Genomic DNA, 13,270 nt, shown 5'->3' on the forward strand with positions numbered 1-13,270 from the left:
GCGATTCATTTGAGGGTCACGCATTCCGGCGAGGTGGACACCAGCCACAGGATCGCTCGGATGCGGTCGCGCATGTAGGTGGCCTGGTTGGTGGCGTTGTTCGAATTGTTGTTCTGCGATTGGATCGAAGCCGCGCCATCCAGAATGATCGCACGGGTCTGACCCGGCGTATCCCCATAGCGGACTTTCAAGGAACCGGCGCACAACAGGAAGTCCACACGATCCAGCACGGCCGCGCAGGCCTGCTTGATCGTGGCGGCATTATTGAAGGCCCCGGTGTCCAGATTGGTGAACTGCCCGTCGCCGTTCTTGTCCACCACCGCCATGTAGAGCGCGTTGAGCGGGGTGACATCGATGTTGAGATTCGCGGTGGTCTGGTTCGGAAGGTTGGAAGCGCTCAACGAACCGTAGATGGGACTATAGATGTAGTTGTGGGCCTGGATCACCGTGTTTTCGTTCGCGATCTGCATCTCAGGCGAAACCAACCCGTTCGCCGCCAGCGTTCCCGCCGGAGTGTAGTCGGGCAGGAAGAAATTGAACACGGTCGGCGCGGACATCGGATTCTGCAGCAGCGCGCTGGTAGTCGAGTTGAGGCGCGCCTGCATGGAGCCTGCCGGAAACTTGTCCAGCTCCGTCTGCGGATAGTCGTAGTTGATCAGATCGGCGATGGGCACCGCGGACTTGCCGCCGAACGCGCGCAGGAATGAAGTCGCGCGCAGCAGCGGCTCGCGGACCTTGCCCTCGCTGGCGATGGGCAGATCGGTGGACCGTGCCTCCGGATCCAGCAGGATCGCCTTCAGCGTCTCCTTCAGATCGCCGTTGGTCGTGCGGAATTTTTCCGAGACACGGTAGAGATAACCGGACGATGGATTCGCCGCGGTGAAGCGCTGGATCAGACGGCGGCAGATGAACGGCGGTGTGTTGGTATTCGCGGACAGATAGTCGAGCACATCCGCGAGATCCTTCTCGCCGGTCTGGTTCGCGGGAAGCGAGAGCCCGATCATCGACTTCGCGCCAACGTCGTGATACGCGGCGAACATCGCCATCGGCGCGGTCCATTGCGACTCATAGCGTTCATTGCCATTGCCGCGGTTGAATGTGGTGTTGGTGACCACCGTGTCCGAAGTCGAGGGATTGTTGTAGCGGCTGAACGACCAGCCGGTGAACACGCGCGCCATCTCGGTGATATCCGCCTGACCGTAGGTGGGGATCGGCAGGCCATCGGAGCCGAGCTTCAACGAGCCATCCGGATGCAGTTTCACCAGCCCGATCGAGAAGAGCTGCATGATCTCACGGGCGAAGTTCTCGTCCGGAGACACGACCACCACGCCATTCGTGACGACGGTCTTCTGGTTCCGCAGGTGCGAAAGATACCAGCCCATCATCGGATGGGTGGCGACGCCCTCCAGCAGGTTGCGATACGTGCCGGTGCCACGTGAGCACAGCATGTCATAGTAGTTCGCGGAGCCGTAACTACGGTCCGCCACCAGGCTGTCCGTATCCGAGATGACGAAGATCTCGCTCAACGCGAAGCCCATGCGCTGGCGGAGCTGATCCTGGCCGCTGAGCGCGAACAGCCACCAGCCGCGGCGGCGGTTGTTGTTGTTCGGATCGTAGGCGGCGTTGTAGTTGGGATCGCTGGTCGGCAGCGAGGAGCGGACCAGGATGTCCTGCTTGTTCGCGGAGATGGTGTAGAGCTCCAGCGAGGGTGAGGGCGTTCCCGCCGGAGTCGTCGCGGGTGCCACCGGAGGCAGGCGGAGTTGTTCGTCAATCCAATCGCTGAAGGCGGCGATGCGGTCGCCGTTCTTCGCCGCCACCCGCGCCTGCATGTCCGCGATGGAAGCGGGCGTGGGACCGAAGGTGGCCTGGAGCAAAAAGCGGCTGATGTCCTGATCCAGCGCGGAGCCGGACAATGTGGCGATGGGATCCGGGGCGGGCGGAGCCTGGAACTCGCTGGAGCCGTTGGCGGGCTGGAACTGGCCTTCGATCTCCCCGGTGACATTCGCCTGCGTATAGACGCCGAGCTTGACGCCACCGGCGAGCAAGGCATCGAGCACGGCCTGGTCGCTGAGGAAGTTCTGGCTCGCGCGGATCGACCATGCCTGCCCCCCGTAGTTCGCGGGCGGCACCGATTGCAGGATCGAGTTCGCGCTGTTGAGCACCTGGGTCGAGTTGACCGGTGAGTTCAGATTGGAAAACGACACCGTGACGATGGCGGCATCGTTGTCCCCCTGCAGGCGGACGGTCGCGAGGCCGGTACCGAGGGATGAAACTCCCGGCACGGCGCGCAGGTAAGCAAGAAGCAGCTTCTGGTTCGCCGTGGTGTTCGCGGCATCGCAGACGGTGACATCGCTGCTGCGGCTCGAGCCACCCAAGACAATGTGCAGACGCTCCGGCACTTCGGCTTTGGTGTCGGCGATGGGCTTGATGTTCAGCGTTGCGGTGGTCTGCGCCGCGGGAATCACCAGACGCTTCACCACAGCCGCACCTCCACCATCCGCGAGGGTGTAGTCCGTGGGCGAAGCGCTGGACTTGGTGGGATCGGTCGCGCCGCTGGTTTTCAGAAACAGCGTGAAGGGATAGTTCTTCGCGACGGAACGGGCGAAGGTGAGCACCGCGGGCGTATTCTCCTTTTCGTACGCCGCACTGGTGGTCGTCGTGAGAGAAACATCGCCATTCCGGAGCATCTGGATCATCTCCGTTGCCACCGCGAGATCGCCATCCGTCACGCCCGCGCCGAAGCTGTGGTCGCTCAAGCGGTCGAATCCCGCGAGCTGCATTTCCGACCAGTCGTTCAACCCATCCCCATCGCTATCCACATCGGTGGCGATGGCGCGGAAGAATCCGCGACCCGCGGACGCGGAAACCGTGAACTCGACACTGGCAGTCGTCGCCAGAATAGGGCTGCCGACCGGCGTCCACGCCCCGGTCAATGTCGATGAAGTGGTGAGCTGGTATTGCTTCCCCGGCTGGGCGGGCACGGTCACCTTCACCTGGCCGGACAATGGTTGGACACCGGCATTGAACCGTGAAGCGGAATCAAGAGGGTCGGTGCCCGCCAGGCACTCCGCGAGATTGCTCTGGCCGTCGCCGTCCGCATCGGCGGCGGGGTCGAGGCCGCTGGCGGCATACCGGGCCTCCCAGACATCATCCAACCCGTTCCCATCGAGATCCAGAGCCAGCAAGGGCAGGGTGGTCACGAGAAACGGCAGCGCGCGCAAGGAATGGAACAGCAGGGGCATGATGGTGGGTTTTTCAAGCCATCCCCGATGTAGCGTGGAACCGCTCCGGCGTCCCGTGGAAAATGAGGCTGCCTCTGCGTGAAATTGCGGAAGCCGGGACACAATCCCTCCGTGCAAAATGCAGATACGTGGGCTCTGTGTCAGGACATCGTGAGCTCCAATCCCAAAAACTCAGCATAGGCCGCGGCGTTCCTTGCTGCGGTCTTGCTTTCTCCCGCAGTGAGGGATGAGAACGGCTCGAAGGCCACCGTGACCGATTTCCGGCCAAGCGTCCTCTTCCACGTCCCGGCCACCTTGCCATCGATCACCAGCATCGGCATGAACATGCCGTTGTTGCCGGGGACGATGCGGCCCGCGTGCTCCGGGTCGAGCACCGCGGAGCGGTCCTTGTAGCCGAGAAGAAATTCATCGAAGCCCGGAAGCAGGTGGATGCCTTGTTTGGACGGCTTTACTCTGGATAAACTACGGGACATCCAGTAATTATCCCCTTCCGACTCAACCTTTTCCAAGTCGCCTGCCACGAGTTCCAACGCCTTCTTCGCGTCCGTGATCTTCAACCCGGTCCACCAGACGAAATCCGCGAGGGTGGCCGGGCCATGGCTGGTGAAATAGCGGCGGGCGATTTCCGCCAGCGCTTCATCGCCACCCAGGGAGCGCGATTCCGGCACCCATTCATCGAGCAAGGTGAAGGTCGGCTGCTTTCCTTCACGGGGTCCACAGCACAGCACAGCATCCTGGGCGAGCTTCCACAGGATGTGATAGCCGCGCTGGCCGGTGCAGGAGATACCCGCGCGCTCCAGCAGCTCATAGGCCGCATCGCGGGTGAGAAGCCTTCCACTCCGGAGGGTCTTTTCGAGCAGTTTGCGGCTGCGGCTGAAGACCGCTTCGTCCAACCCAAGCTGCCGGTGGCGGGTGGCGGCGCTCGCAACGATCCGCGGAGACAAAAGCGCCAGCATCCAGCGCACATCCTCCGGAGCCACGAAGTGAAGCGTGCCACGCATCGGCCAGGTGCGGACGATTTCCCGGTCGCGGACCGCCTGCTCGATGTCCGCTTCCGTCGCGCCTTTCACCCGCAGGCCGACCGCCCATAGCGATGCAAGGTAGTCCTGCGCCTGCATCGCGCCGAGCTTCCTCACCACGGCACCGGCGTTCTCTTCAGGAAGACCAATCCCCTGGGCGACCAACCGCAACCTGCGAAGTTCCACCGCCTTCATGCCAGATCGAGCGAATAGAGTGGCACCTTCACGCCATACAGCGCTTCCTCCGCCGCGAACGTGAAACCGACCTTTTCCATGACATGGCGGGACGCCTGGTTCTCCGGCAACGCGAAGGCATGAATGCGTGTGAAGCCAAACCACGGTGAGGCCACTTCGATCCAGCGGCGGCTCACTTCCGTGGCAAGGCCGCGGCCCCACCACGGACGGGCGAAACGGTAGCCGAGCTCCGGCCGCCGCCCATCCGGAAGCATCACGAATCCCGCATCCCCGACCGGCCTGCCACTCGCGCGATCAATCACGATCCACTTGCTGAATCCATGGGCCTCCTGATGCGCCATGTAGCGGGCGACCCGCGCGGAGGTCTGCTCCAAGGTTTCATCCCGGCCGTTCGGGATGAAGCGCATGACCTCCGGATCACTGAACCAAGCGAACGAAGCCGTGGCATCCGAGGCCTGGAACGGCCTGAGGAACGTGCGCTCGGTTTCCAATACGGAGTTCATCCCCGCCATGCTCGCCATCCTGCACCGGAGTCCGCAATCCGAATCGATGAACACTCGCCATCGGGCGCGGTTCCGCCCAGACTCCGGCATGGGTCTCCGGCTTCAACAAGATCAGGTCTGGCAGAAGGACGGACGCTTTCTCCGTATCACCACGCTGGAACGGCTGGCGGTGGAGTACAAGGAGATGGCGGATCTTGAAACCAAGGAAGGCACCCGGCACGTCCTGACCAAAAAGGAATTCTGCCGGATGCTGAAAGGGGCGGTACTGCTGCCGCCCAAGTCAAAAGACAGCGTGGAATAATCTCCGCGCTGAAGACCGGTTACTGGGGCTGCTTCTGGCCCTCGGTCGTGGTGGTCGTCTGGCCTGGCGTCACATTCGGTGTGGGAGCCACGCCATTCTGCTGGGCCAGCTTCTGCACCATGCCAAACTTGGACTTCAGGTCACGATTGCGGTCGGTGGTGCTGCGCGTTCCATCGCCGCCGAATTCCTGCATCTCCTTCTCCATGGAGGGATCGCCGGATTTGTCCACAGCCGTTGGATCGCCACCGATGGCGCGGGTGGCGCTGTCGATATCACCGGAGTGGACGGCGATCTTCTCCAGACTCTTGTCGTACTGCTTGGTGATGGAGCCGAGCGTCTTCAGGTCGCGCTTGCTCTCCGCCATCGCGGTTTTGAAGGTAGCGATCTTGGCCTTGGCGGTCGGAGAAACGGCGCACCAGGTACCGAAGGAGCCGAGGGCTGCGAGACAGACGAGGGTAAGCACGACGCTTTGGCGCTTGCGCTTGTTCGTCATCTTCTGCTCGCGGGCCTCGATCATGGACTGGAACTCCGCGTTCGGTTCATCCTTGAATGCGGGCTCTTCCGCCACAACAGGTGCCGGGATCTCCGCGGCAACGGGTGCCGCAGCCACCGGCATCACAGCCGCCGGCGCGGCTTGGGCGACCTGCTGCTGGACCGGCAGAAGATTGGCCTGAAGATCGTTTTCGTAAGACGGTCTGAACACCGCGGGCTTCGGAATGGACGGCTCTGGAGGACCGGAACGAAGAGCCGCACGCGTCAGTTCGTTGATTCTTTCCTGAGTGGTCATAGTGGGGAGTGGGAGAGGGGGTGAACCAATGACGCTTAACAACATCATTGTTCACACAACCTAACAAATCCCGCGCTCCGCGCCATTACGCCATCACGGAGGCGATGCCCCCTTTTGCAACTATTCCCTTATCCACCACCGCCGGAGGCTTCCAGCGGCAATCACAACTCCAGGCCATCTCAACGGATCTCCGCCGCCGCTTCCTTGAGGGGGTTCACTCCGGCGATGCGTGCCTTCTCGGTCGCATCGACGAGATCCGAAAGCACCTTGATCCCCTCGCGCTTGATCGGATCAAGACCGTTCGGCCACTCCGGAGCATCGTTCAATTCGGCGATCGGATCCTTGGCGCGGCGGATGTATTCCTCGTTCTCCTTGGAAGGATCGTAGGGATGGAAATCCGCGCCCTTGGCGAGATCATCGAGCGTGAGCTTGGTGAGCTTCAGGGTCTTGTCGTCCTCGGTCTTGAGAGTCTTGAAGCGCTCGCGGCGTTCGGCATTGCGTTGGTCGAGACGCGCGTCGAGATCGAAGAGTTCCTTGCGGCGTTCCTCAAGATTGAGGGAGACGGTGTTCTTCTCACGCTTCTCCTCGCTGCGGGTCGCGTCCTCGCCATAGTAGGCGAAGTCCCTGTCCGTCTTGAGGCGGGTGGCGCTTGCTTCCTTCAAGCGGGCCAGGAAGAGGCCGTCCTTGTTCAGCGGTGTGAGCCCGGGAGCGGGGTTGATGCGGTCATGCGGGAACGCGTGGTCGAGGAACTTCTCGCCGATCTCCATGGAGTCGGCGGGGCCGGGCAACACCACATCGGAGGCAACGCCATCGAGCTGGGTGGATGAGCCGGACGGGCGGTAGAACTTGCGGATCGTCAGCTTCAGCATGCCGGCACCATCGCGGTTCGCAAAGAAGGGCAGCATCTTCGCCACATCCAACGGCTCCTGGACGGTGCCCTTGCCGAAGGTGGAGGAGTCTCCGACGATGACGGCGCGGTTGTAGTCCTGGAGGGCGCCCGCGAGAATCTCGCTGGCGGACGCGCTGGCCTTGTTGATGAGCACCACCATCGGGCCGTCGTAGATCGGCTTGCGGTTGTCGGTATCGGAAACCTTCACCTGTCCGAGCGTGTTCTTTTCCTGCACGACCGGGCCGCTGCCGGTGAAGAAGCCGGTCATGCGGCGGACTTCCTCGAGCGAGCCCCCGCCGTTGTTGCGGAGGTCGAAGATGAGTCCGTCGATCTTTTCCGCCGTGAGGCGCTGGAGGAACTGCTCCACATCCGCCGAGCAGCGGACGCGGGCGGCGCTGGAGAAATCCGCGTAGAAGGACGGCAGCGTGATCCAGCCAAGGCGGCGCGGGGTGCCTTCCGGGGATTTGGTATCAATGATCCCGGCGCTGGCCTGTGCCGCCTTGATCTCCACCTTGCCACGGACCACGGAGACGATCTTGGTTTCGCCCGGAGCGGCGGCGGCCGGCTGGACCAGAAGGCGCACGGTGCTGCCCGCCTTGCCGCGGATCAGGTCCACCACCTTGTACTGCTCCATGAACTTGATGTCGGTCATGGTGCCGGAATTGTCCGTGTCCACGCCGAGCACGCGGTCGCGGAGCTGGATCGTGCCCTCGCGGTCGGCGGGGCCGTTGATCATGATGCCCATGATGCGGGTGGTGCCGTCATCCTCGGGCTTGAGCTCCGCGCCGATGCCGACGAGCTCGTTGCGCATGGCGTCGTTGAAGCGGTTCGCCTCGCGGTCGATCATGTAGTCGGTGTGCGGGTCATAGGACCGGGCCACGGCACCGAGGAGGCCGTCCGCGATGTCATCGGTGGCGGCATCCTTGACGGCGTGGAGGAAGCGTTCGTAGCGCAGCGCGATCTTCTCGCGCGGGGGAGCTTCGGCCAGAGTGGGGTCCGGCTTGCCCTGGTCCTTCGCCATCTTCGACTGGAGCTCGCGCACGACGGTTTCGGTAAGCACGGCTTCCTTGAGCTGGGCACGCAGCAGCGCGTCCGCCTCGGCGTCATCCTTCGGCCACGGCGAGTCCTTGCGGTTGGCCGTCACGGTTTCATGGCCGGAGAAATCGAGGGCGTCCTCCTTGAGGAACTTCTTGGCCATCTCGCCGCGGGCCTCCACACGCTTTCGATAGGTGCCGTAGACGTCGTTGGCCGCATCAAGGCCCTTGCTCTGGACGAGCAGCTTGAACAACTCGCCGCCGTAGGTGCCCTTGAAACGGTCCACGTCCGCCTGGGTGAAGTAGACCTTCGCCGGATCGAGCTGCTTCAGGTAGTCCTCCAGGAACCGCTGGCTGGTCTCCGCATTGAACGGGAGCCGCGCGAAGTGGGAGTTCTGCAGCATGATGGCGACCTGGCGGCCAACCTCGTTGAAATCCGCCTGCGCCGCATGGGCGCTGCTGGCTACAACACAAGCCGTGGCGGCAATGACCGCGCGGCGGAAGCGGGGAAGGCTCATGGTCTGGAGATATGGGGCTTTTGGCCACAGGGGCCAACGCGGAAACTAGCGGCATTGGGCCGCCGGAATCTCTAAAAAAATGCTAACGGTTGGGAGAAAGCAGCTTTCACGCCGCTTTCTCCTCCCCTTTTCAGCCCTTCAGAGCTTCTCGATCCGGAACACCACCGGGGCGCTGTTGATGCAATCGAGCGCCTCCACCTGGGCCAAGGCGGCCTGAAGCTTCCCAAACTTGCAGGTGTGCAGCAGGAACACCATATCCACGAACTCGGCGTCCGGAGCCTCCGGATTGACCGGGGAATGGGTGCCGGAAATGCCAATCCCGGATTCCGCGAGGATCTTCGCCACCTCGGCAATCACGCCCGGGCGATCGGTCACGTCGAAGCGGACGTAGTAGGCCGTCTCGGTTTCCTCAACCGGCAGCAGAGTACCGGAGTCCCGATACGGCAGGAAGCCGCGGTGCCCGGCGGTGTGGCGCAGGGCGCGGGCGGCTTCCACCAGATCCGCCACCACGGAGGAAGCGGTCGGGTCCTGGCCGGCGCCGCGACCGTAGAACAGGGCCTCGCCAACGGCGTCACCCACCACCGAGATGGCATTGAAAACGCCGTTCACGGAGGCAAGGATGTGGTTCTTCGGAATGAAGGAGGGCTGCACGCGCAGCTCGATCGCTCCGTCCGCGTGCTCGCGGATCACCGCCAGCAGCTTCACCACGTAGCCGAGTTGCTTGGCGAAGGCGATGTCGATCGGGCGGACCTGTTCGATGCCGGCGACGTGGACTTTCTCCGGATCGATGGAGAAGCCATAGGCCAGGGTGGCGAGGAGGATCGCCTTGTGGGCGGCATCCCAGCCATTCACGTCGAGCGCCGGATCGGCCTCGGCATAGCCGAGCGCCTGGGCCTCGCCGAGAGCGGGCGGATAGTCCAGACCGGCCTCGGTCATCCGCTGGAGAATGTAGTTGGACGTACCGTTGATAATGCCGACCAGCGAGTGCAGGCGATTGCCGACGAAGGAGTCCTGCACCGAGCGGATGATCGGGATGCCCCCGGCCACGGCGGCCTCGAAATGGATCGGGGTGGCCATCTCTTTGGACAGCGCGAACAACTCGGTGCCGCGCTCGGCGAGCAGGGCCTTGTTCCCGGTGACGACCGGCTTCTTCGCCCGCAGGGCGGCCGCGACCAGTTCGAAAGCGTCGGTGGTGCCGCCGATCAGCTCGACGACGATGTCCACGGCGGGATTTCCGACCAGCGAGCGCCAATCGGTGGTGAAAAGATCCTGCGGCACGTCCCCGGCGGTGGCGCGGGCCTTGGCCGGATCACGGACGAGAATGCCGGTCACGGCGAGTTCGACCGAGCCGCCGGTGCGGTCGGTAATCAGGACGCCATTCCGCTGGAGGGTATTCCAAACGCCGGAACCAACGGTTCCGAAACCCGCGAGGCCAATGCCGAGTGTGGAGCAATTCACGGGCGGACTGTGGGGCGTTTTGCCCGGCCCGCCAAGGCCGGAGAGCCAGCGGCGGGTTACTTCTTCGCCTTCTGCAAGGCCTGCTCGGCCTCAAGCCAGTCTTCCTCGTGGTTGCCCTCCAGTCCCTGCTCGACGCGGCGGCGATAGTTCAAGTAGGCGGCTTCCGCGATCTCGTCGGTGCTCGGACCGGATTTGGTCCGGGCGGTCTTTTTGGCGGCTTTTTTCACCACCTTCGGCGCGTCCCCGGGAGCAGCGGCGGTTTTTTTGACCGCTTTCTTCGCGGTTTTGGTCGGGGCGGTTTTGGCGACCTTCTTGGCAGCTTTCTTGGCAGGCATGGAAAGTGAAGGGTAAGGGATAAGGAACGGACTTCGGGAAATACGTAGCTCCTGATAGCACGGAAAATGCCAATCGGGAAGACCGAGCGTGGTGATTGTCATGGCAAAACCGTGACGTATAGTGCCGCCGTGCCCGGTGGACCAACATGGCAGGAACCCCAAGAATCCCCGAACTGGCGGTTGCCCAGCTCGGACCGGCTCGGACGTTGGGCCACCGCCGGGATCATCCTTTCACTGGTCCTGCACCTGATCGCCTTCCTCACGCTGAACCACATGAAGTTCAGCCTGCGGCTCGATCCGCCCGTGGAACTCAAGACGGAGCGGGTGAAGCTCAATCCGGTCGAGACCACCCCGCCCGATCTCCCGGACATCGCCCCGGAACCAACGGCGGTGAACCCGCCCCAGGATCTCAAGAAGCTGGTCGATGAGATGGAGATCCTCGACAAGCTGCCGAAGGACCCCGAACTGGAGATGCGCCCGGACGTCAAGGAGCTGGTGGTCAACGCCAAGACCGGAGGCAACCCGGCGGCCTCCGGCGATCCGAATGGGTCCACCACCGAACCGATCAAGGGGCCCGAGTTGAATCTCGATCTGCCGGATTTCGGCCGCACGGAAAGTCTCATGCCCTCCGCCGCCGATGGCCAGGTGGTGATCGACCGCGGCAGCCTGAAGGCCGATGAACTCGACACCAGCGTGGTGGACGATCTCTTGAAAAAGGGAGCGGGTGGCAAGGCCGTGCATGGCACCCTGGAGGGCTCCCTGGAAGAAGCCCTCGGGATGCCGTCCAATGTGCTGGTCGGCAAGACCACCGTGCTGCCGGGCGACCTGCTCTTCGAATACAACAGCTCGGAGCTCCGCCAGAGCGCCCGCGTCGGCCTGCTGAAACTGGGCACGCTGATCGACATGAACCCCGGGCTGTATTGCTGGATCGAAGGCTATACCGATCTCATCGGCGGGGATGAATTCAACTACGCCCTGTCCCAGCGCCGTGCGGAGGCGGTGAAGGAGTATCTGGTGAAATCGCTGCGGATCGATCCGAAGCGCGTCATCACCCGCGGCTTCGGCAAACAACAGCCGCGCGTGACCAGCGGCACCAAGGAGGAACAGGCGGCGAACCGCCGCGTGGAGATCAAGATGCGCAAGACGCTGCCGCCGGACGCTCCCAGGCCGAGCTCCTCGGCAGTGAACGAGATGCCGAATCCCGCCCCGGCCCCCGCACCGCCGAAGGCCATTCTCGTGAAGCCCGCCCGGGCGGTCCCCGTGGAAGATCTGCAACCGCCTGCCGCGCCCCGCGCCAAGCCGGTCGAGGAAGCCAGGCCGCCCCGTGCCCAACCCGTGGAGGAAACGCCACCGCCGCGTGCCACCGTGCCGCGTGCCGAGCCGGTGGAGGAATAGTTGCCTGCCTGGAGTTGCGGGTGGGCCATGCCCCGGTTAGGAGCGGGCATGCAGGTTCCCGCTCCGCTCGCGAAGGTTTCGGTGGTGTTGTCGTTCGACTTCGACGGCACGCTTCACGATCCATCCGCGGTGCCGACCGTGCCCGCGGAGTTCTTCGGGACGGTCCGGCGGCTGCGTGAGACGCATGGCGCGGTGTGGGGACTGAACACCGGCCGCTCGATGCCCTACGCGCTGGAGGGCCTGGTGGATGCGCGGTGTCCGGTGCTGCCCGACTATCTGGTGGCGCGCGAGCGGGAGCTTTATTTCCCGAACAAGTTCGGCCGATGGGTGCCGGACGAGAAATGGAACAAACGCTGCGCGAAGGACATCCACACGCTGTTCAAAAAACACCGCAAGGTGCTGGCGAAGATCCGCGAGGAGGTGCTGCACCACACCGGCGCCGAGTGGCTGGAGATGGAAGGCGAGCCCGCCGGCCTCATCGCCCGCCGCGAGGAGGACATGGAGTGGATCATGCCGCGGGTGATCGAACTGGCCGGGGACATTCCGGACCTCGGCTGGCAGCGGAACTCGATCTACCTGCGCTTCGGCCACAAGAACTACCAGAAAGGTAGTAGTTTGGCGGAAGTGGCGTCGCGTTACGGTGTGCCGGTGGAACGGCGCTTCGCGATCGGGGACAGCCACAACGATTTCGAGATGCTCGATCCGGCGAACACCGGCATGATCGCCTGCCCGGCGAATTCGGTGGAGGAGCTGCGGGGCCACGTGCGCGCGCTGGGCGGATATGTTTGCAAAGCGGGCCACGGCGAGGGAGCCGTGGAGGCTCTGGGGCATTTCTTCGGGGAGTGATGAGCCTCTGTCCTGCCGATTTCTTTCGGCCCATAGGATTTCTTCCGACCTCGAAGAGGTCGTAGATCATAGCCGGAGCGTCGCGCAGCGACCTCCGGATGGTGTCGTCCTTTAATATTGTCTCGACCCCGGAGGGGTCGCACGGGCGGCTCAATCCAGGTGCTTCGGATCGTATGGGATCCCCGCCTTTCTCAGCATGGATTCAAATTCTTCACTGAAAGACCGGATGCGATGATGCTCCTCCTGTCCTCTGATGTATTCGGCGACGGTTTCCAAATTTCCCGGGCTGACGGAAAATGCACCATAGCCTTCCTGCCAACGGTAGGCACCCATACGGATTTCATCATGCACCCACTTGGTGGACGCCTTTTTGAGTTCACGAATTGTATCCGAAAGATTGGTCGAGGGCTTGATTCCAATCAGCAGATGAACGTGGTCGAAGGTGCCGCCAATGGCAACGGGGGTGGCGCCCATGGATTTCAAGCTTCCTCCCATGTAACCATGAAAACGCTCGCGCCACGTGGGCATGATATGCGGCTCCCGGTTCTTGGTGGAGAACACGACATGGACGTTCAGGCTGGAGAAGGTGGACATGACCGGGCTGACAAGTCCACATTCTGCGACCCCTCCGGGGTCGAATGAAATAAAAACCACGTGGGTCCGGAGGTCGCTTCGCGACACTCCGGCTATGATCTACGACCTCTTCGAGGTCGGGAGAGGCCTGCGGACCAAAAGAGCCACATCCGTG

The 13,270-nt window shown here is 63.1% G+C and carries 11 protein-coding genes; 3 read left to right on the forward strand and 8 right to left on the reverse strand.

All coding sequences use genetic code 11. The features are described from left to right. Positions 1–5: 5 nt before the first annotated feature. From KBB96_RS15570 to KBB96_RS15580, 3 genes are all read right to left on the reverse strand, one after another. Positions 6–3,242: a DUF1800 family protein gene (locus KBB96_RS15570; protein ID WP_211630420.1), complete on the reverse strand. Its 3,237-nt coding sequence runs from the start codon at positions 3,240–3,242 to the stop codon at positions 6–8. A 140-nt stretch (positions 3,243–3,382) separates the two neighbouring features. Continuing rightward, positions 3,383–4,456 carry a winged helix DNA-binding domain-containing protein gene (locus tag KBB96_RS15575; RefSeq protein WP_211630421.1) on the reverse strand — a complete coding sequence of 358 codons (1,074 nt, stop codon included), beginning with the start codon at positions 4,454–4,456 and terminating at the stop codon, positions 3,383–3,385. Then, positions 4,453–4,959 carry a GNAT family N-acetyltransferase gene (locus KBB96_RS15580; RefSeq protein ID WP_211630422.1) on the reverse strand — a complete coding sequence of 169 codons (507 nt, stop codon included), beginning with the start codon at positions 4,957–4,959 and terminating at the stop codon, positions 4,453–4,455. The genes KBB96_RS15575 and KBB96_RS15580 overlap by 4 nt, the downstream gene beginning before the upstream one ends. 7 nt (positions 4,960–4,966) lie before the next feature. Between KBB96_RS15580 and KBB96_RS15585 the strand changes: the two genes are divergently transcribed. Then, on the forward strand, positions 4,967–5,260 hold the full coding sequence (locus KBB96_RS15585; protein WP_226373556.1) for a hypothetical protein: 294 nt from the start codon (positions 4,967–4,969) through the stop codon (positions 5,258–5,260). A 19-nt stretch (positions 5,261–5,279) separates the two neighbouring features. Here KBB96_RS15585 and KBB96_RS15590 read toward each other — a convergent pair whose 3' ends face one another. The 4 genes from KBB96_RS15590 to KBB96_RS15605 all read right to left on the reverse strand — a co-directional run bounded on the left by KBB96_RS15590 (position 5,280) and on the right by KBB96_RS15605 (position 10,281). Beyond that, a complete protein-coding gene (locus tag KBB96_RS15590) occupies positions 5,280–5,963 on the reverse strand; it encodes a hypothetical protein (RefSeq protein ID WP_211630424.1) in 684 nt (227 codons plus the stop codon). 263 nt (positions 5,964–6,226) lie between these two features. Further along, positions 6,227–8,488, reverse strand: coding sequence for a carboxy terminal-processing peptidase (locus KBB96_RS15595; RefSeq protein WP_211630425.1), 2,262 nt, complete (start codon positions 8,486–8,488; stop codon positions 6,227–6,229). Between the two features lie 138 nt (positions 8,489–8,626). Continuing rightward, complete coding sequence (locus KBB96_RS15600; protein ID WP_211630426.1) at positions 8,627–9,946, reverse strand: homoserine dehydrogenase; 1,320 nt, start codon at positions 9,944–9,946, stop codon at positions 8,627–8,629. A gap of 56 nt (positions 9,947–10,002) precedes the next feature. Then, complete coding sequence (locus KBB96_RS15605; RefSeq protein ID WP_211630427.1) at positions 10,003–10,281, reverse strand: hypothetical protein; 279 nt, start codon at positions 10,279–10,281, stop codon at positions 10,003–10,005. Between the two features lie 66 nt (positions 10,282–10,347). On the opposite strand from KBB96_RS15605, the gene KBB96_RS15610 reads away from it, so the two are divergent. After that, on the forward strand, positions 10,348–11,676 hold the full coding sequence (locus KBB96_RS15610) for an OmpA family protein (RefSeq protein WP_211630428.1): 1,329 nt from the start codon (positions 10,348–10,350) through the stop codon (positions 11,674–11,676). Between the two features lie 48 nt (positions 11,677–11,724). Next, positions 11,725–12,522 carry an HAD family hydrolase gene (locus KBB96_RS15615; protein WP_211630429.1) on the forward strand — a complete coding sequence of 266 codons (798 nt, stop codon included), beginning with the start codon at positions 11,725–11,727 and terminating at the stop codon, positions 12,520–12,522. A 150-nt stretch (positions 12,523–12,672) separates the two neighbouring features. Here KBB96_RS15615 and tnpA read toward each other — a convergent pair whose 3' ends face one another. Continuing rightward, positions 12,673–13,116 (reverse strand): IS200/IS605 family transposase, encoded by a 444-nt coding sequence (gene tnpA / locus KBB96_RS15620; RefSeq protein ID WP_211630430.1) that lies wholly within the window; start codon positions 13,114–13,116, stop codon positions 12,673–12,675. Between the last annotated feature and the right edge of the window lie 154 nt (positions 13,117–13,270).

The organism is Luteolibacter ambystomatis, assembly GCF_018137965.1.
GTDB lineage: Bacteria > Verrucomicrobiota > Verrucomicrobiia > Verrucomicrobiales > Akkermansiaceae > Luteolibacter > Luteolibacter ambystomatis.

Bases quoted from the DNA above. Each gene is read 5' to 3' on its own strand.
- KBB96_RS15570 (WP_211630420.1), bottom strand. From the start codon at position 3,242: ATGCCCCTGCTGTTCCATTCCTTGCGCGCGCTGCCGTTTCTCGTGACC.
- KBB96_RS15580 (WP_211630422.1), bottom strand. From the start codon at position 4,959: ATGAACTCCGTATTGGAAACCGAGCGCACGTTCCTCAGGCCGTTCCAG.
- KBB96_RS15585 (WP_226373556.1), top strand. From the start codon at position 4,967: ATGCTCGCCATCCTGCACCGGAGTCCGCAATCCGAATCGATGAACACT.
- tnpA (WP_211630430.1), bottom strand. From the start codon at position 13,116: ATGTCCACCTTCTCCAGCCTGAACGTCCATGTCGTGTTCTCCACCAAG.
- KBB96_RS15610 (WP_211630428.1), top strand. From the start codon at position 10,348: ATGCCAATCGGGAAGACCGAGCGTGGTGATTGTCATGGCAAAACCGTG.
- KBB96_RS15595 (WP_211630425.1), bottom strand. From the start codon at position 8,488: ATGAGCCTTCCCCGCTTCCGCCGCGCGGTCATTGCCGCCACGGCTTGT.
- KBB96_RS15605 (WP_211630427.1), bottom strand. From the start codon at position 10,281: ATGCCTGCCAAGAAAGCTGCCAAGAAGGTCGCCAAAACCGCCCCGACC.
- KBB96_RS15615 (WP_211630429.1), top strand. From the start codon at position 11,725: ATGCAGGTTCCCGCTCCGCTCGCGAAGGTTTCGGTGGTGTTGTCGTTC.
- KBB96_RS15575 (WP_211630421.1), bottom strand. From the start codon at position 4,456: ATGAAGGCGGTGGAACTTCGCAGGTTGCGGTTGGTCGCCCAGGGGATT.